18 protein-coding genes are annotated in these 18,203 nt (G+C 62.2%); 8 read left to right on the top strand and 10 right to left on the bottom strand.

Features of this window, described 5'->3' with window-relative positions:
- Positions 1-1,035: 1,035 nt before the first annotated feature.
- Positions 1,036-3,045 (bottom strand): BTAD domain-containing putative transcriptional regulator, encoded by a 2,010-nt coding sequence (locus tag BQ8794_RS15975; RefSeq protein ID WP_077379216.1) that lies wholly within the window; start codon positions 3,043-3,045, stop codon positions 1,036-1,038.
- 175 nt (positions 3,046-3,220) lie between these two features.
- Here BQ8794_RS15975 and BQ8794_RS15970 point away from each other — a divergent pair, with 175 nt between their 5' ends.
- Together BQ8794_RS15970 and BQ8794_RS15965 are read left to right on the top strand one after the other, a co-directional pair.
- On the top strand, positions 3,221-3,460 hold the full coding sequence (locus BQ8794_RS15970; protein ID WP_077379214.1) for a YjiS-like domain-containing protein: 240 nt from the start codon (positions 3,221-3,223) through the stop codon (positions 3,458-3,460).
- Positions 3,461-3,712: 252 nt separating this feature from the next.
- On the top strand, positions 3,713-4,273 hold the full coding sequence (locus tag BQ8794_RS15965) for an ankyrin repeat domain-containing protein (RefSeq protein ID WP_167378760.1): 561 nt from the start codon (positions 3,713-3,715) through the stop codon (positions 4,271-4,273).
- Between the two features lie 54 nt (positions 4,274-4,327).
- Here the strand turns inward: BQ8794_RS15965 and BQ8794_RS15960 are convergent, their stop codons facing one another.
- Positions 4,328-4,855, bottom strand: coding sequence for a gamma carbonic anhydrase family protein (locus tag BQ8794_RS15960; RefSeq protein WP_077379210.1), 528 nt, complete (start codon positions 4,853-4,855; stop codon positions 4,328-4,330).
- A gap of 317 nt (positions 4,856-5,172) precedes the next feature.
- Between BQ8794_RS15960 and BQ8794_RS15955 the strand changes: the two genes are divergently transcribed.
- Positions 5,173-5,904 carry a hypothetical protein gene (locus BQ8794_RS15955; RefSeq protein ID WP_077379208.1) on the top strand — a complete coding sequence of 244 codons (732 nt, stop codon included), beginning with the start codon at positions 5,173-5,175 and terminating at the stop codon, positions 5,902-5,904.
- 144 nt (positions 5,905-6,048) lie between these two features.
- On the opposite strand, the gene BQ8794_RS15950 is transcribed toward BQ8794_RS15955, so the two are convergent.
- Complete coding sequence (locus tag BQ8794_RS15950) at positions 6,049-6,252, bottom strand: DUF3126 family protein (protein WP_013531334.1); 204 nt, start codon at positions 6,250-6,252, stop codon at positions 6,049-6,051.
- 271 nt (positions 6,253-6,523) lie between these two features.
- Positions 6,524-7,372, bottom strand: a complete 849-nt coding sequence (gene cysE / locus BQ8794_RS15945) for a serine O-acetyltransferase (protein ID WP_077379206.1) — start codon at positions 7,370-7,372, stop codon at positions 6,524-6,526.
- 155 nt (positions 7,373-7,527) lie between these two features.
- On the opposite strand from cysE, the gene BQ8794_RS15940 reads away from it, so the two are divergent.
- On the top strand, positions 7,528-8,127 hold the full coding sequence (locus tag BQ8794_RS15940) for an HD domain-containing protein (protein ID WP_077379204.1): 600 nt from the start codon (positions 7,528-7,530) through the stop codon (positions 8,125-8,127).
- Between the two features lie 119 nt (positions 8,128-8,246).
- Here the strand turns inward: BQ8794_RS15940 and BQ8794_RS15935 are convergent, their stop codons facing one another.
- The 3 genes from BQ8794_RS15935 to BQ8794_RS15925 all read right to left on the bottom strand — a co-directional run bounded on the left by BQ8794_RS15935 (position 8,247) and on the right by BQ8794_RS15925 (position 10,392).
- Positions 8,247-9,014 carry an alpha/beta fold hydrolase gene (locus tag BQ8794_RS15935; protein WP_167378759.1) on the bottom strand — a complete coding sequence of 256 codons (768 nt, stop codon included), beginning with the start codon at positions 9,012-9,014 and terminating at the stop codon, positions 8,247-8,249.
- Positions 9,015-9,034: 20 nt separating this feature from the next.
- A complete protein-coding gene (locus BQ8794_RS15930) occupies positions 9,035-9,541 on the bottom strand; it encodes a DUF192 domain-containing protein (protein WP_077379201.1) in 507 nt (168 codons plus the stop codon).
- A 254-nt stretch (positions 9,542-9,795) separates the two neighbouring features.
- Positions 9,796-10,392 carry a cold-shock protein gene (locus BQ8794_RS15925; protein WP_077379198.1) on the bottom strand — a complete coding sequence of 199 codons (597 nt, stop codon included), beginning with the start codon at positions 10,390-10,392 and terminating at the stop codon, positions 9,796-9,798.
- Between the two features lie 218 nt (positions 10,393-10,610).
- Here BQ8794_RS15925 and gloA point away from each other — a divergent pair, with 218 nt between their 5' ends.
- Both gloA and BQ8794_RS15915 read left to right on the top strand, forming a co-directional pair.
- Positions 10,611-11,051 (top strand): lactoylglutathione lyase, encoded by a 441-nt coding sequence (gloA, locus tag BQ8794_RS15920; protein ID WP_077379196.1) that lies wholly within the window; start codon positions 10,611-10,613, stop codon positions 11,049-11,051.
- Between the two features lie 143 nt (positions 11,052-11,194).
- Complete coding sequence (locus tag BQ8794_RS15915; protein ID WP_077379310.1) at positions 11,195-11,488, top strand: DUF2218 domain-containing protein; 294 nt, start codon at positions 11,195-11,197, stop codon at positions 11,486-11,488.
- A 4-nt stretch (positions 11,489-11,492) separates the two neighbouring features.
- Here the strand turns inward: BQ8794_RS15915 and BQ8794_RS15910 are convergent, their stop codons facing one another.
- Together BQ8794_RS15910 and ilvA are read right to left on the bottom strand one after the other, a co-directional pair.
- Positions 11,493-12,053, bottom strand: a complete 561-nt coding sequence (locus BQ8794_RS15910; protein ID WP_077379194.1) for a DUF1697 domain-containing protein — start codon at positions 12,051-12,053, stop codon at positions 11,493-11,495.
- A gap of 10 nt (positions 12,054-12,063) precedes the next feature.
- A complete protein-coding gene (ilvA, locus tag BQ8794_RS15905) occupies positions 12,064-13,320 on the bottom strand; it encodes a threonine ammonia-lyase IlvA (RefSeq protein ID WP_077379192.1) in 1,257 nt (418 codons plus the stop codon).
- Positions 13,321-13,800: 480 nt separating this feature from the next.
- On the opposite strand from ilvA, the gene BQ8794_RS15895 reads away from it, so the two are divergent.
- Positions 13,801-14,868, top strand: coding sequence for an alpha/beta hydrolase (locus tag BQ8794_RS15895; RefSeq protein WP_244554998.1), 1,068 nt, complete (start codon positions 13,801-13,803; stop codon positions 14,866-14,868).
- A gap of 147 nt (positions 14,869-15,015) precedes the next feature.
- Positions 15,016-16,182, top strand: coding sequence for an alpha/beta hydrolase (locus BQ8794_RS15890; RefSeq protein WP_077379308.1), 1,167 nt, complete (start codon positions 15,016-15,018; stop codon positions 16,180-16,182).
- A gap of 27 nt (positions 16,183-16,209) precedes the next feature.
- On the opposite strand, the gene ade is transcribed toward BQ8794_RS15890, so the two are convergent.
- On the bottom strand, positions 16,210-18,021 hold the full coding sequence (gene ade / locus BQ8794_RS15885; protein WP_077379188.1) for an adenine deaminase: 1,812 nt from the start codon (positions 18,019-18,021) through the stop codon (positions 16,210-16,212).
- Between the last annotated feature and the right edge of the window lie 182 nt (positions 18,022-18,203).

Raw genomic sequence — 18,203 nt, 5'->3', positions numbered from 1 at the left:
TAGGGCGGCAAGATCAGCCGCCACCTGCCTATGGACATAGCCAGCGATTTCCCTGATCGATGTCGCAAGTCGGCCGGATTGCGCTATGTTCGTCGCGGAAGCGAAAGCGTTGGTCTGGGTCACAGACGAGCTCTCGCAAGCTTCGGAGATCAAGTCGAAATACTCGATTCGCACCCCGAACCGAAGGCAATTGGCATCCTGACGCCGAATACCCAGGTCTGCCGTGTCTGAGGGCACGGCAAGCTGAGAAGAAGAAGCAGGCTCGGTTGCAAGGTCGACCGGGCTTTCCCAATCCCAAGAAACCTCCTCCTCGGGGAGGTCAGATCCGCCTTCGCTCACATCTGATTTGAGGCGACGCCGTTGCACCGCGATATGGATACGCCGGAGCACAAGATAGAGGCCCACCGAGGCAAATGTTGCTATCCCGCCCAGGATGGCGAGATCTGCGTCGTTTGCGTAAATTTCGGCAAGATGATTTGGCATTGTCGTGCCTGTGCCGTCCTGGGTGTATTCTTAAGATCGTGAAGCGGTGTTGGCCCCTCGCCTTGGTGCTGGCTAAAGCCTTTGATCGCGTTCGAATCTGTCACTTGCTTCGAGGGCCCTCCCGTGCTCGAATTGTTGTTGCATGGCGGAGCGTCGGTCGCGCGTTGATAGTCGTGCCGGCGCAGATGACTTTTGTTTGAAACGAAACTTGACATGCCGTGGCCGCCGGTTGTCGGCCGCCAAGGGCGCACAGGCTCTGAAAAGCCGACTTGCACCTCTGCATCTCAACGTCCCGAGAGTTCTCCCACGGTAGCGTACCACCCCGCCATTTCCGGCTCTGGACGGCCCGGCTAGGCTTTAAGCTAGGTCACAGGCCTCCACGGTCAACCGTCACCTGATATTAGGCATCCATCGGCAGCACTTCGGCCATGCAACACAGCCATTGGGGCGCCCGCGAGCTGGCCAACTAAATCATGCTGATCATGGTTAAGTCGCACCGAGCAACACGATCTGGTGTCGAAGCCGTCTGCCTCGCTTCACGCTGACACGGCGTTAGTCCGGCAGGCCCGCCTTGCGAAGGCCTTCGATATATCTGCTGCGATCGTCCGGTCGATAAAACGGCGGCAGCACCTCGGCGAGATTCGAAAGCCGCAACGTAGGATCGAGTTCGCGCAGGCGAGCCATCATCTTCTCGGCTTCCGAAAGCCGACTGGCCAAGACGTAACTTGCCGTCGCCACACGCGTCGCACTCGCGTAGTTTGGTTGCGAGCGCAAAGACCTTTTCGCCCACTCAGCAGCATCGTTGTAGCGCCCGGCACAAAAGTGAGCGAGCGCGGTGCAAAATTCCCAAACAAAAAAGCGAGGATCGAACGGACTGAGGCGCATTGCCTGCGCGGCGCGCTCGACGGCTTTCTCCGGCTCACCTAAGCACGCTTGAACCCAGGCGCTGTAACCCCACGCCGCAGCCAAGTTCGGGTTCAGGCCAAGCGCACGCTCGATGCAAGCCGCGCTTTCCTCCACATCGCCGCCTACATAGCCGAGCACGTATCCGCCGTACGAAAGGGCAATTGCATCGTCCCATCCAAGTTCGATCGCTCTCTTTGCCAGTCGGGTCGCCTCGGCAGTCTCATCTAAGCGATCGATCATCCAGCGGTTGCTCTTTCGCGCCGCATAGCAGCGCGCCGCCCGGGCATAGGCGGCAGCGAACACCGGGTCACAGCCGATCGCCTTCATGAAGAACCGCAGAGCGTCATCCATGGTTTCCTTGGTGTTGACCGCTCGGTCGTGGGACGCCAACCCGCGCAGATAATAGTCGTAGGCGTCGAGGTCCTCAGTCGGCTTGCGCTTGGCGCGCTCAATTTCCGCCTCCTCGACCTTTGGGGTGATCGCGCCGACGATGCTCGAGGCGATCTGGTCCTGAAAATCAAAAACCTCGGCTAAAGTACCCTCAAAACGGTCAGCCCACAGGTGGAGGCCGCTCGAAGCGTCGAGGAGTTGTCCGGTGATGCGCAGGCGGTCGCCCGCCCGCCGCACGCTTCCCTCGACCACATAGCGCACGCCCAGTTCACGCCCGACCTGCTTTATGTCTATCGAGCGTCCCTTGTATGTAAAACTCGAATTCCCTGCGACTACGAACAGGTGACGAAAGTGAGCCAGGGCGGTGACGATGTCTTCCACCATACCGTCGGCAAAATATTCCTGCTCTATATCACCGCTTAGATTCTGAAACGGCAGCACCGCAATTGACGGCTGGTCGTCGTGTCTCGTTGGGACCAGCACCTGCGCCGACGCCGCGACGCCAGAGCTTGGCCCGGGCCGCCGATCACCAGTTCGTTCGCGGGACTGGAGAGAAGCCGCCAGCGAGCTTGTTTGCGCCTCCGGCTCCGCATCCAGCTGCTTTTTCAGGGCCTTCCGACAGAGCTCGAACTGGCGCAAGGCGGCGTTTTCGTGACCGCGATGAGCGTGGATCCGGATCAGCGCCCGATGGGCGGCCTCCGCGGTAGGATCTGAGGCAAGCAATCTCTCTGCCAGCCCTTCGCAGGCCGTCTCTTCCGCTGAGCCGGGTATCGGCAGCGCGAGGCTCAGCCGATCGACCAACTGCAGCGCCTTGCGCTGATACCTGTCCAGATAGGGTCCAAACCACTCATCCAGTTCCTCAGGAATGGCTTCCCCCGCAAGCACCCCACCGCGGTAGAGGTCGGCGGCGAAGGCGAGATCGGCCGCCCCGCCCTGCTCCAGTTTCCGGTCGAAGATCGAAATGTCCGCATCATCCGGACCGGCAATCAGCGCGATGGCTTCCTGATCCCCGTGGATGTAGACGGTGGCATCCTTGCTGGTCGGGAACGAGCGCCGGATGTCGACCAGCGCTTGCCGCAAACTATTGCGCGCCTGGCCATTGCTTCGTCCCGGCCAAAAGGCTTCGGAAAGCAACTCGCGACGATGGCCGCGGCGGCCCGCCAGCACCAAGGCAGCAAAAAGCAGCGAAGTCTTGCGCGTGGCGAAGCGGACGGGCCGGCGCTCCGGGGAGGTAATCTCGAGGCCGCCCAGCAACCTGATGCGCACAGATCCGTCTCCAGACTTTGATCGCCGCGTCAGAATAGCATTCCGGCAGATGGATTTAACACCGATTTAACGGCAGCTCGTCGGGCTTATCCGTTTTTTTCACGCACAGCCGAACGGCCCGAAAACAGCCGCATGGCACGCTCTCATCCGCAAATCTCGAAATGGGAGACTAAAAATGGCTGACACGCAAACTCGCGCCGCCCACACCCCGAAAAGACATTTGTTCGGACCTAGCCTGAAGGGCGCAGCAATGATGATTGCCGCCTTCAGGGGGTGGCGGCGCACCGTCGCAAGACGCAGGGCACTGGCCGACTTGACGGCCGATCAGCTGAACGACATCGGTCATCCGGAGGCCGATCGACCCGTGCTCAACATCAAGGCAGGTCTGATCACGAACTTGATGTCGATGCGATAAGTTCGGGGTACGACTGACCGCATCGTGGAACTCGGCACCCATAACGAGCTGCTTTTGAAAATGGGCTGCATGCGCAGCTTTGCGTGCGCCGTTCCGGGGGTTCTCGGCAGCTTACGAGACTAAGGCGGGATGAGATTCTAGCAAACGCAGCCGCAAGAACTGCTCTCCAATCGCAACCGCCATGAGGCTTTCAGGCAACTGCGGATGGGAGCAATATGGCAGCCAAGCCAATTCAACCTCCGGATCGCTGCGATGTTGGAAATCCCGGAAGATCGATGCGAGCGCCACCGCCTGTTCAAGGCCATCGACGACGCGTTCAAGGCGGGCGACTTCGAGGCCCTCGGTGTGGCTCTCGGCGGCTCACCCGGCTGGTTCGACGAGCAGATGCCCTTTGAATTCGGCCTTGGGCATCCACTGGAGTATGCGATCTATTGGAGCCCCGCCGCTTTCATCTCGATCTTACTGGATGCGGGCTCGGACCCGAACTATCACCACCACGGCGGTTTTCCGGCAATCATCGCGGCACTGTCCACCGACCGGGCTGACAGACTGGAAATCATCCGAATCCTGATCGATGGGGGCGCAGACCCGAACATGCGGGGCGTAAACGACTGGACACCGCTTCACTATGCGGTCGCCATCCGTAGCGTCGATGCCATCCGCCTGCTGTTGGCGGCGAGCGCCGACCCATCCCTCGAAACCGGCATCGACGACTATACGACAGCCCTCGAGGACGCCGACAATGCCGGTTTTGAAGCCGGCGCTTCGTTGCTGCGCGATGCGATGACCATGCGCGGCTCCAATGGACGGTGAGTTGGGCGACGATGCCGGTGAACCCTATAGCCGACGATTTGAGCAAGGCTGGCCTCAGGTCATCGTCAGCCCCGCCTTGAAGCGTTTGCCGTTGGCGACGTAGTGCGCGGCCGAAGCGCGCAGGCTTGCCACCGCGGCATCGTCCAGTGTTCGCACCAAACGGGCGGGCGAGCCGATGATCAGCGAATTGTCGGGGAATTCCTTGCCTTCGGTGACCAGGGCGCCGGCGCCGACCAGCGAATTCTTGCCGATCTTCGCGCCGTTCAGCACGATGGCGCCCATGCCGATCAGGCTGTTGTCGCCGATCGTGCAGCCATGCAGCAAGGCGCGATGGCCGATCGTGCAGCCTTGCCCGATGGTCAGGGGAAAACCGACATCGGTATGCATGACCGTGTGTTCCTGCACATTGGTATCGGCGCCGATGATGATCGGCTCGTCGTCGCCGCGGATGACGACGCCGAACCAGAAGCCCGCGTTGCGGCCGATCTTTATGTCGCCGATCAGGGTAGCGTCGGGCGCGATCCAGTTGCTGTCGGCGTCCTCGAAACCGGGGGCATTTCCGTCGATCGCATAGAGCGGCATTTTTCTCCTCCGAATCGTCAGGCTGAAAGATCGGTCGACCCTAGGAGAGTGCCTGCCTGGGATGCAATGTCGATCAGCACGACGCCCAACGCCAAAGATCGTCGCCGGTGCAACCGCAAGAGATCAGCGCCGTCAGGCAACTATAAAAGCAACGAGTGTGTGTCCGACCCGACCCATCTTTACCTTCCATTTACCATGAAATCGCACAGTCGTGTTTCGACAGGCGTGCCGCAAGAGCCGTGCCACGCACATGGGTCGCTCAAGGACAGCCCAAGGGAAGACACATTGGGACAGGCTGCCGATAATCGGGGATCGCGATGAAGCAGGCAGCCACCGCCAACGGTCCGCAACTCACCGTCGTCGATTCCAAGTTGATGAAGCGGGTGTTCTACGTGTTCGCGGCGCTGGCAGCGCTTTCGATGACGATCAGCGTTGGCGGCAAATGGTTGGGCCGCTCGATCGCCATGGCCGGATATACCGACGACACGACAATCCACGAGGTCGTGATCGGCAACAACGTCATCGCCGTGCCGGCCAATGTCATCCGCTTCGACCAGGCGCGGCGCGACGGCATCGCCTCGCGCCTCGACCTCTATCTGCGTTATCCCGAAATGGACGGCTACAGCGAGGCCGCCCGCGACGATTTCAACCACACTGGACCCAGCAAGAGCATCATCTTCCTGTCGTTCGAACGACAGGTCATGTCGCGTGACATGAGCGGCCGCTTCGCGCCGATCTACAGCGCCCTGATCGTCGAACCCGGCACGCCCGGTCCGGGCGGCACGGCGCTTTACGGCTTCAGTGAAAACTCAGGCTATTTCAACGAAATGCTGGCGGTTGGCAATCGACCGGGCAAGGACCCGTTCGTGGCCCGCTGCCTGAGCGGCCCAAGTGCCGCGCAATCGCTGGCGCCCTGCGAACGCGACATTCTGGTCGGCGACAATCTCAGCCTCAGCTACCGCTTTCCCATGGAATTTCTGAGCGACTGGCAGGCGCTCGACGCAGCCATCGCCGCCAAGGCCGCGCTTATGCTGAAGGCAGGGCATTAGGATGGTGGTGAACCGCCGCAGCAACGCAGAAGTTGCGCTGGCGGGATAGGCCCGGGCGCTGTCCCTCCGGCATCTCGCAAGGTTCCCACCGCCGCAGCGCTTGGAGGTATGGGGCTGCCTGCCGCCAGTCGTAAATTCCGCGCCTCAGGCCAGGTCGATGTCGAGGATCGCCATCGAGAAATTATAGTCGCCGTCGTCCTCGTCCTTGAAGACGATGCCGAGGAATTCGTCGCCGACGTAGACCTCGGCCGAATCGTCCTTGCGCGGCCGCGCCTTCACCTCAAGCTTCGGGTTCTGGAAGACGCGCTTGAAATAGGCGTCCAGCTTTCTGATTTCGTCCGGCTTCAAAAGTCTTCTCCGATCGTCGGTCTTGCTCGTTTGAGCGCGCTTCTGGCACGTCGACAATGGCGATGTAAAGGCAAGCCGGCGCGAGAACCAGGGCAATCGCTTGAGGTTTGCGCTGCCCCTCATTGCCCTGCCGGGCATTTCTCCCCGTATAGTGACGGGGAGAAAGACGCCCTTGCAAAGGATTTCGCCAATCTGCAGCGCTGCGGAAAGGGTGCCGACGTCGCTATACGCCGACATCGACGTCCGACGCGACGAGCCTCTGCCCGATCGCTCAGATATCGAAGCTGACGACGTGGTCCATCGATTGCGAAGGCAAAAGCTGGTCCATCTGCCGCGAGGGCCGGTCGCAGCCGGTCTCGCCGACGACGCGGGCCGGCACGCCGGCAACCGTCTTGTTGTGCGGCACCGGCGACAGCACCACCGAGCCTGCCGCGATCTTGGAGCAATGGCCGACTTCGATGTTGCCGAGGATCTTTGCACCGGCGCCGATCAGCACGCCGTAGCGGATTTTTGGATGGCGGTCGCCGCCGGCTTTGCCGGTGCCGCCCAGCGTCACGCCGTGCAGGATCGACACGTCGTCCTCGATCACCGCCGTCTGGCCGACGACGAGGCCGGTGGCGTGGTCGAGGAAGATGCCCTTGCCGATGCGGGCGGCCGGGTTGATGTCGGTCTGGAACACCGAGGACGACCGGCTCTGCAGGTAGAGCGCGAAATCCTGGCGGCCCTGGTTCCACAGCCAATGCGCCAGCCGGTGCGTCTGGATGGCATGAAAACCCTTGAAATAGAGCACCGGCATGATGAAGCGGTCGCAGGCCGGATCGCGGTCGTAATAGGCCTGGATGTCGACACGCACCGTCGACGCCCAATCCTTGTCGTCGGCTGACATCGCCTTGAATGTCTGGCGGATGAGATCGGAACCGATATCCTGATGGGCGAGCCGTTCGGCCAGCCGATGGATGACCGCTTCCTCCAGGCTTTCCTGGTTGAGGATGGTCGAATAGAGGAACGCCGCCAGCAGCGGATCGCGGTTGACCGCCTCCATCGCTTCGTCGCGGATCGAGCGCCAGATCGGGTCGATCGGCTTCACCATGGTCGGGCGGGCAATCGTAACGCTGTTCATCAATGGTCTCCGGCCATCTGGTGTCTCCGGCTTGGCACCAAAAGCGCTGCGCACTTTTGCGCGACATGCTCTATAAGCCAGATCGTAGCACGGTTGAACTCAATTTTCCTTAGTGCTTTGTCAAATGGATTTGGTTCACGGAAATTCAAGCGGCCATGGAAAACCAAGCCTTGATCGACGAGCCGCTGAAGCATGAGCTTGCCGCGCTCTACCAGACCGAAGGCCGCCACTATCACAGCCTTGCCCATATCGAGGCGATGCTGGCGCTGGCCGGCCGCTATCGGGCATCGTTGCACGACCCCGAGGCGGTCGAGGCTGCGACCTGGTTTCACGACGCCATCTATGACAGCCGGGCCAAGGACAACGAGGCGAGGAGTGCCGCCCTTGCCGAGAAAAAGCTCGCCGGCCGCACCGATGCACAACGCCTTGGCCGCATCACGGCGATGATATCAGCCACCGCCACGCATGAATTGCCGCAGTTTGACGACGAGAATGCCGCCCGCGACGCAGCGCTGTTCCTCGACATGGACCTGGCGATCCTGGGGACGCCGCCTGATGCCTTCGACGCCTATGAACAGGCGGTGCGCCGCGAATATGGCTGGGTGGAGGAGCCGATGTGGCGTGCCGGCCGCAGTGCTGTTCTGAAGAGTTTCCTCGCCCGCCCGCACATCTTCCACACCGAGGAGTTCCGGCAGCGGTTCGAAGCTCGGGCTCGGCAAAACATGGAGCGTTCGCTCGAAGCGCTTGAGGCATGAGCGCTGCTGCGGGTGCAGCACCTTTGATGCCGGCGCGAAGGATCGCTACGGATCGGCTTTTATCCTGAGCCGCTGCATTCTTCAGGCCTTGAGTCACCCCAACTTAACCACCGATGTGCTCACAGCGGATTTTCGGCATAAAACTCCAGCACCCGCTGCTTGAAGGTCTTGTCGCCGACGGCCAGCATGTGGTCGCGGCCCTCGATGTGGAAAGCCCTGGCGTTCGGCATCAAGGCGGCCAGTTCGTCGGGCGAACCGCCGATATCGTCCTTGGTGCCGACGGCAATCAACGTCGGCTGGGCGATGCGCGCAATGTCGGCCTCGGCCAGCAATTCCCGTGAAGTGGCAATGCAGGCGGCCAGCGCCCGGCGGTCGCTGCGGGTCTGGTCGGCGAAGGCGCGAAACGAGCGGCCGCGCGGATGGCTGGTGGCATCGGTATCGTCGGCCAGAAGGGCGGCGGCAATCGGATCCCAGTCGCCGACGCCGTCGACCATGCCGACGCCGAGACCGCCGAAGACCAGCGTCGCCACCTTGTCCGGATCGGAAAGCGCCAGGAAAGCAGATATCCGCGCGCCCATCGAGTAGCCCATGACATGGGCGCGTTCGATGCCGAGATGGTTCAGCAACGCTGCCCCGTCGGAAGCCATTCTTGCCGGCGTATAATCGGCCTCCTGATAGCTCTTCGACGAGGCGCCATGGCCGCGATTGTCGAAGGCGATGGCGCGGTAGCCGGCATCGTTCAGCGCCTTGAACCAGCCGGGCGACACCCAGTTGACGTAATGGGTCGAGGCAAAGCCATGGATCATGAGCACCGGATCGCCCTGCCCCGATGCCGGCTGGCGGTCGAGGAAGGCAAGGTCAAAACCGTCATGGGAAAAAAACTGCATCTGCGATGGATCCTGCGCGTTCAGTTGTGCGCAGTGCCGATTGCCGGGTGACGCAACAGGTCGCCGTCCTCGATCCCGCTCCTGGTGGCCGTGCCCGCCTTGAGCTCTAGCACGAAGCGAACCGGCTCGCCGGGCGAGATCATCGCCTCGGACTGCGGCTCGCCTTGCTTGATCGCCCGGATCCTGCCGTCCTGACCGACAAAGATCAGGTCGAGCGGCATCGGCGTGTTCTTCATCCAGAAGCTGACATCCCGAGGCTCCTCGAACACGAACAGCATGCCATGATCGTCTGCCATCTCTTGGCGAAACATCAGGCCGGCCTCGCGCTCGGCGGAGGTGTCGGCGATCTCGACGGAGAACGAGCGTTCGCCGCCTTTCGTCACCGCGACCAGCGGCTGCGGGTCGACGGCAAGGATCATCGCCCGGCTGTCTGCCGAAGCCGATTGCTGGAAGAAAGCGCCTGTGGCGATGACAAGGGCGATCGCGGCGCAGAGTACGCCCGTTGTCAGCCAGTTCCTGTAACTCATTCAGAATCCTCGGCCATCGTCCTAGGTATGTTGAAATTCAGGTGAGGTCGGCCTGCAAACGGCGGTTTCCTGTGCTTCCGGTGCTCACGTACCCAAAAGTACGCTCCGCTCCGGTTCTCGGAATCCACCATTTTCGGCGCGGCCTGACCTGAATCTCAACATACCTGGACCATGATCGCGAACCTACGGGTCGAAAAAGATCATGGTCAAGCGGAAAGCACCAGGTCGCATTCCGATTCGATCGGGATGCGACCTTAGTGCGAGACGGGCAAGGTACCCATATCCGGGTGAATTTCGGCAGCCATAAGGCCTTTGTCGCCGCGCCCGAAGCGGACCAGCACGACCTGCCCCGGCCTGAGCTCGGTAATGCCGTAACGGCGCAGCGTCTCCATGTGGACGAAAATGTCCTCGGTGCCCTCGCCCCGGGTCAGGAAACCGAACCCCTTGGTACGGTTGAACCATTTCACCAGCGCCCGTTCGAGGCCGCTTTCCGGCGTCACCGAGACGTGGGTGCGCTGCTCCTGCATCTCCGCCGGATGGGTTGCCGTGGTGAGATCCATGGAGAGCACGCGGAACGCCTGCAATCCGCGCTCACCTTGCTTGACCAGGCAGACGACGCGCGCACCTCCCAAGGCGGTCTGGAAACCGTCTTTTCGAAGACATGTCACATGGAGGAGAATATCACCGGAAGAGCCGTCATCGGGAAGAATGAAACCGTAACCCTTGGCCACGTCGAACCATTTGATCGCGCCCGCAATCTCGACAAGACCGGCCGTGTCGCCGCTCTCGTCTCTTCCCAAGGCGTCGTGACCGGTTCCGTCCCGCCCCATGAAAGAGGCTTTTTCCCCCATAACAACGCCCCCCTTTTTCCAAGAATACCGCAACTGATTCTTGACGTTAGATTAACACTTCCGCTTCCTGTGTGTGCAAGACCTGAGCTGCGTTTTTTCACGGTTCATTGCAGGAATACCGGATTAGTTGTTTGCCGGCAGGAGCGGCTATCGGGAATTGCCCTTTGGCCGGGTGGCCCCTATGTTCCGCCGTAACGCAACATTTCGAGGAAAATCACATGCGCTACCTCCACACCATGGTCCGTGTCGCCGACATCGATGCCTCGCTCGATTTCTACTGCAACAAGCTTGGCCTCAAGGAAGTGCGCCGCCACGAAAACGAACAGGGGCGCTACACGCTGATCTTCCTCGCAGCGGACGAGGACGAGCAAAGCGGCATCACCGACAAGGCGCCGCTGATCGAGCTCACCTACAATTGGGATCCAGAAGACTACAAGGGCGGCCGCAATTTCGGTCACCTCGCCTACGAGGTCGAGGATATCTACGCCACCTGCCAGCAGCTGATGGACAAGGGCGTCACCATCAACCGGCCGCCGCGCGACGGCAACATGGCCTTCGTCAAATCGCCGGACGGCATCTCGATCGAGCTTTTGCAGAAAGGCCCGGCCAAGGCCAAGGCCGAGCCCTGGGCGTCGATGCCGAACACTGGAAGCTGGTAGCCAATCACAAGATCGAGAGCTGGCACGACCAAGCCGGACGATCTATGGCGTTTCTCGGAATCGCGCCTATCTGTTCGGCCATCGAGCCTGCTTCGAAATTGGCGCATCCAAAGATGCGCGCTTGCCTCAGGAGAAATCCATTCATGCAGACCAGCCATGTCGATGTCGTCACTGAACATGCGAGCCGCTATCTGCAGCAGCTCTGCAAGCACTGGGCGCACAAGTTTCCGGTCGAGTTCGATCCGAACCACGGCACGATCGATCTCTCACCGGGCCGCACGGTTCTCGATGCCGACCCGGCAGCGCTGCATATCGCGGTAACCGCCGACGAAGCCGGCTCGCTGGAGCGCCTGGAAACGGTCGTCGCCGACCACATCAAACGCTTCGCTTTCCGCGAAGAGCTGACCTTCGATTGGAAAAAGGCTTCGGCAGCGTAGGCGACTACGCTCCGCCATTCCGGCCGGCCATCTCCAGCAGCGCCAGCACCGTGCGCCAGTTGCGCGCGGTGCAGGGAACTTTCAGCGTGCGCGGGATGAGGTTGGCAAATACCGATTTGCCGAGGCCTTCCGGTGCATGCAGGTAAAGCACGTCGCCCCTGATCTCGAACCGTTCGGGACCGGTGCATTTTTCGGCCAGCCGCGCGACCTCGTCGGCGGTCGGCGGGCGCTCCAGCACATAGGCGTGAAGCTTCGTCGGCTCGCCGGCGACTTCCGGATAGGGATTTTCCGCCACCAGCCGCTCGAACCAGCCGAGATCGCGCACCATGATGCGCGAGTGAAATCCCCATTTTTTCTCGAATTCCGCTTCCAGCTTTTTGGCCAGCGTGGCCGCATCGCCCTTTGCCGAACGGAACACGACGTTGCCGCTCTGCACATAGCTGGCGACGTCGCCAAAGCCGAGCTCCTCGAAGAACGACCGCAAGTCCGCCATCTTGACGATGCGGTTGCCGCCGACATTGATGCCGGAAAACAGCGCAACGAAGATTTTCGGCTGGGCACTCATATTCGGGCGCTCATATGATGAACCCGGCCAGCGTCTCGTTGTCGGTGATGTCCTGATACTGGACGCCCTCGGCCTCGAAATTGGCGTTGAGCAGCTCGAAATTGCGGCGGTCCTTGGTTTCGATGCCGATCAGCACCGAACCGAAATTGCGCGCCGATTTCTTCAGATATTCGAAGCGGGCAATGTCGTCGTCGGGACCGAGCAATTCGAGGAAGTCGCGCAGCGCGCCCGGCCGCTGCGGAAAGCGGATGATGAAGTACTTCTTCAGCCCCTCGAAACGCAGCGCCCTTTCCTTCACGTCCGGCAGCCGCTCGAAGTCGAAATTGCCGCCCGAAACCACCGCGACGATGGTCTTGCCCCTGATTTCCTTCTTCGAAAAATCCTTCAACGCGTCGATCGCCAGTGCGCCGGCTGGCTCCAGCACCACGCCTTCGACGTTCAGCATCTCGATCATGGTCGCGCAAAGCCGGTTTTCCGGGATCAGCCGCACCGCTTCAGTGGCAAACGCCCTGAGGTGCCGCAACGGCTCGCGGCCGATCTCGGCCACCGCCGCGCCGTCGACGAAATTGTCGACCCTGGCGAGCTTGATGCGCTTGCCGGTGGCAAGGCTCTCGCTCAGGCTTGGCGCGCCGGCCGGCTCGCAGAAGACGAAGCGCGTGTCGCGGCGCTGGTCGGCGAAATAATGCGTCACACCCGCTGCCAGACCGCCACCGCCGACCGGCAGCATGATGATGTCGGGCATGCGCGCCCCTGGCATCTGGCCTGATATCTCGTAGGCGACGGTCGCCTGCCCCTCGATGATGTCCTTGTGGTCGAACGGCGGCACCATGTGCGCGCCGGCGCTTTCGGTGAACTCGAAGGCGGCGCGGTAGCAGTCGTCGAAAAAGTCGCCGACCAGCCTGATCTCGACGAATTCGCCACCGAACAGCCGCGTCTTGTCGATCTTCTGCTGCGGCGTCGTCACCGGCATGAACACCACGCCTCGCTTGCCGAAATGACGGCAGACGAAGGCAAAGCCCTGCGCATGGTTGCCGGCGGAAGCACAGACGAACAGCTCGGCATCATTGCCGGCGTCGAGCGCCTTGCGGAAGAAATTGAAGGCGCCCCTGATCTTGTAGGAGCGCACCGGCGACAGGTCTTCGCGCTTCAGCAGCACGCGCGCTCCGGTCTTCTTCGACAGATAGTCGTTTTCCTGCAGCGGCGTTTCCGGGAAGATCTGGCGGATCGCGGCAGCGGCGACAACGACGCGGGAAGAGAAACTGGTCATCGGAAAAATTACCCCGGATCGCCTGTGGTGTTCGCGAAGCTAGCACACGCCGGCACACGCCGTGCGTGTTTGATCAGGGCAATCGCTTAAGATACACTCATGTCGGAAAAGCCAATTGCCGAAGTCGGCGCCGCCCCTCATCTGCCTGCCGGCATCTTCTCCCCGTATAGGGACGGGGAGAAGGGGCTGTCGCAGCTTGGGCACCCTGCCCGCAACGCTTGAGATTGGCGAAATCTTTTGCGAAGGCGTCTTTCTCCCCGTCACTATACGGGGAGAAATGCCCGGCAGGGCAATGAGGGGCGGCGCAAACCTGAATAGTGGCGCCTGCCGCCATTTTGGCTTTCGCGCAACAGTGCGATGACTGTCGCATGCCGCTGAGCGCATTTCGGCAGGAAACGACTTACTTCTGCCGCACTTCGGCTGTCCGGGAGGGTTCGCGGAGATTGGATCAAGCCTTTCGGCCGGAGTGGAATTCTAGAGTTGAAGAAGATTTGTATCCTTGTCCTTGCTTTGCTCGTTGCCGGCTGTGGCGGCCGGCAGACCGAGGAACTGCTCGGCAGCGCCATGGTGTCGGCGCCGGTGACCGATATCGCTGGCAACCACAGCATCTTCATCGCCACGACGCGCAAGCGCTCCGACGATCCCAGCAAAGTTTTCGACCGTGAGCGCTCGGCCACGCTGAACTATGCCCGCGTCAACGTCACCGTGCCGGGAACCCACGAAGCCGGTCGGATCGAGCGGCGCTCGCGCGGCAAGTCGAACGACCCGGCCAAATACTTCATGGCCTCCGACGTCGTCGGCTACGACACCGCGCCGAAATTCTCCAACGCGCTCAGTGCCGACATCGCCGCGCGCGGCGGCCGCGTCATGCTTTTCGTCCATGGCTACAACACCGGCTTCGACGCCGCCGTCTACCGCGTCACCCAGATCGCCCATGATTCCGGCTACCCGGGCACGCCGGTGCTGTTTTCCTGGGCGTCGGGCGCCAAGACCAGGGACTATGTCTACGACAGGGAAAGCGCCAGTGCTGCCCGCGACCAGTTGGAAGTCACGCTGAGAATGCTTTCGCAGACCGGCGCGCGGCGCATCGACATCGTCGCCCATTCGCTGGGGACCTGGGTTACCATGGAAGCGCTGCGCCAGCTCGCCATCAACGGCGACCGCGATCTCGGCGGCAAGCTCGGCGACGTCGTGCTGGCCTCGCCCGACATCGATGTCGATGTGTTCAAGAGCCAGATGCGCCGCTACGGCAAGCCGAACAAGCCATTCATCCTGCTTTTGTCCGACGACGACCGGGCGCTGCGGCTCTCCGGCCTGATCGCCGGTTCGCGGCCGCGCGTCGGCGACTACAAGGACGCGGCCGACCTCGCCGACTACGGCGTGAGCGTCGTCGATCTCTCCAGCGTCAAGGGATCGGATCGCTTCAACCACACCAAGTTCGCCGACAACCCCGAGTTGGTGAAGATGATCGGCCAGCGGCTGCGCGAGGATGACGGATTTGCCAGCGACCGCGAGGTGACCGACCGCATCAGCCTGCTCGGGCAGTGAGGCGCGTTCGACGCCCCGTTTCTTTCGTCCTGCATGGTCACGGTTGCGGCAGCATCGTATCACCTTCAACTGGACCGGGCCGGCCCTTGGCTTTATCAAAATAGCGAGCGACGTCACCAGCTTGACGTCCTTCCTGCGGGTGCCTGCGTGACCGTGCGTTCGAAGACTTTTCTCGTCGTAGCGTTTGCGCTCGCCGTGACCGGCTGCGTCGGCCGCAAGACACACGACCTTCTCAACACGACGACCGTGACGGTGCCTGCCTCCGACATCGCCGCCACGCATGAGATCTTCGTCGCCACCACCCGAAAAAAGGCGACGAAGGACCCGCGGCAGGTGTTCGACGGTGACCGTTCACCGACCACCAGTTTTGCCAGTGTCGAGGTCACCGTCCCGAAAATCCATCAGGTCGGCGCCATCGAGCGGGTCAGGGGCTCCGCCAACAGCAATCCGGCGAAGGATTTCACGGCAACCGAGGTCGAATTCTACGAAGGCGACCCGCAATTCGCCAAAGCGGTCGGCGCCGACATCGCCATGCGCGGCGACCGCGCGCTGGTTTTCGTGCACGGCTTCAACAACGGTTTCGACGACGGCATCTACCGGCTGACGCAGATCGCGCACGACACGAAATATCCCGGCACGCCGGTGCTGTTCTCATGGGCGTCGAGCGGCAAGACCACGGGCTATATCTACGACAAGGAAAGCGCCAACGCCGCGCGCGACGACCTCGAAGAGACGCTGCGCATGCTGGCCAAGACGAAGGCCAAGAGCATCGACATCATCGCCCATTCGATGGGCACCTGGGTGACGATGGAGGCGCTGCGCCAGCTTGCCATCACCGGCGACCGTGATCTCGGCGACAAGCTCGGCTATGTCATCCTGGCCTCGCCCGACATCGATGTCGATGTGTTCAAGAAGCAGATGATCCGTTACGGCAAGCCCGACAAGCCCTTCGCCATCCTGCTTTCGGGCGACGATCGCGCCCTCAGGCTGTCCTCGCTGATCTCCGGCGACAAGCCGCGCGTCGGCGACTATGGCGACGCGGCCGACCTCGCCAGCTATGGCGTGTCGGTGGTCGACCTGAGCAAGACCAAAGGCGGCGACCGCCTGAACCACGCCAAATTCGCCGACAACCCGTTCCTGGTGCAGTTGCTCGGCGACCGGCTGCGCGCCCCGGCCGGCCTGGCGTCAGATGAAGTCAATCCGGCGCAGCCGATCGACAATCTCGGCCAGGGCATCGGCAAGGCCGTCGGCTCCGTCGCCGAGATCGTCATCACCACGCCGTTCAAGGTGCTGACCATCGCCACCGGCGGATGAGAGACGTGGACACGCCCTTGGTCGTTGTCAGACGAACAGGTCGACTTTCTGGAACGTCGTCACGTCGATCAGGCCGACGTCGGAAATCCTCAGTTCCGGGATGACGACCAGCGCCAGCAGCGAGTGCTGCATATAGGCGTTGTTCAGCGAGCAGCCCATCTTGCGCATTGCCTCGGTCAGCTTGTCGGCCTTGGCGGCGACGATCTCGGCGCGCTCGTCCGACATCAGCCCGGCGATCGGCATTTCGACCAGCGCCAGTTCCTTGCCTTTGGAGAACAGCACGACACCACCGCCGACCTCGCCCAGCCGGTTGACCGCCAATGCCATGTCCTGCTTGCTGGTGCCGACGACGATGATGTGGTGCGCATCATGCGCCACGCTGGAGGCCATGGCGCAGTCGCTCATATAGCCGAAGCCGGAGACGAAGGCGTTGGTGACGCCGCCCGTGCCGCGGTGGCGCTCGACCAGCGCGATCTGGCAGACGTCGTTGCGACGGTCCATGGCGACCAGCCCGTCCTCCACCGGAAGATCGGCCTCGAGCGCCCGCGTCGGCGCCTGGTTCTCGATCACGCCGATCACCCGCACCCGAATTTCGTTGGCGCCGACAGGCGCCACGATGTCGAAATCCCCAGGTCTGAGCTTCTTGCCGAGCTTGACGGTGTTCTTTGCCGTCTTCGGATAGTCATAGGCCGGAATGTCGATGTCGAGCTTGCCGCCCTTGGCCAGCCTGACGCCGCGGCCATAGACCTCGTCGATGGTCATTGCGGCCAGATCGGAGACGATCAGCAGATCGGCGAGCCGGCCCGGCGCGATCGACCCCAGCTCGCGCTCCAGCCTGAAATGCTGGGCGGTGTTGAGCGTCGCCATCTGGATCGCGGTCACCGGCTTCAACCCCTGGCTGATGGCGTGGCGGACCACCCGGTCCATATGGCCTTCATGGACGAGCGTCCCGGAATGGCTGTCGTCGGTGCACAGGATGAAGTTGCGCGGATCGAGCCCGCTCTCCGTCACCGCCTTGATCTGCGAGGCGACGTCGTACCAGGCCGAGCCCAGCCTCAGCATTGCCTTCATGCCCTGGCGGACGCGGGCGATGGCGTCCTCGGCGCGCGTGCCTTCGTGGTCGTCCTCGGGGCCGCCGGCGACGTAGCCGTGGAACGGCAGGCCGAGATCGCGCGAGGCATAATGGCCGCCGACGGTCTTGCCCGCCCTCACCGTCGCGGCGATCTCGCCGGCCATCACCGGATCGTTGGCAGCGACACCGGGAAAGTTCATCACCTCGCCAAGTCCGACGATGTTTTCCCACGCCATCGCCTCTACCACATCGGCGACGGTGAGCTCGGCGCCGGCATGCTCCAGCCCAGGTGCGGAAGGCACGCAGGACGGCATCTGCACAAGCACGTTGATCGGCATGGCGACGGCCTCGTCATGCATCAGCCGCACACCCGGCAGGCCGAGCACATTGGCGATCTCGTGCGGGTCGATGAACATCGAGGTGGTGCCATGCGGGATGACCGCGCGGCAGAACTCCGTCACCGTCACCATGCCGCTCTCGACATGCATGTGAGCGTCGCAAAGGCCCGGCACCAGATAGCGCCCGCCGGCGTCGACCACCTTGGTGCCCTGGCCGATGGCGTGACCGGCATTCGGCCCGCAATAGGCAAATCGGCCGCCGGCAATGGCAATGTCGGTGCCGGCGATGATCTCGCCGGAATGAACGTTGACCCAGCGCCCGTTGCGGATGACGAGATCGGCAGGCCTCCTGCCCATCGCGACGTCGACCAGATGCGTCGCCGCCTCGGCCCAGGGTTTTGGTTTCGTCGCACGCGCGGTCTTCGCCATGAGGAGGACTCCTGTTTTCCCGACTGTGCCAAGCCGCGCGGATTTTGACCAGCGGGGAACTTGTAGCTCGTGTGCGGCTACTCGGTCTTCACCTCTCGTTGCCGGACGCTCCGAAGTAGGCGCCGTCGGCGAAGCTGCCGATCTCCCCCCTTGCGGCAGGGGCTGTCCGGGGAAAGTTATTC

The organism is Mesorhizobium prunaredense (assembly GCF_900156895.1).
Taxonomy (GTDB): domain Bacteria; phylum Pseudomonadota; class Alphaproteobacteria; order Rhizobiales; family Rhizobiaceae; genus Mesorhizobium; species Mesorhizobium prunaredense.
This window is presented reverse-complemented; position numbering and strand designations above follow the sequence as displayed.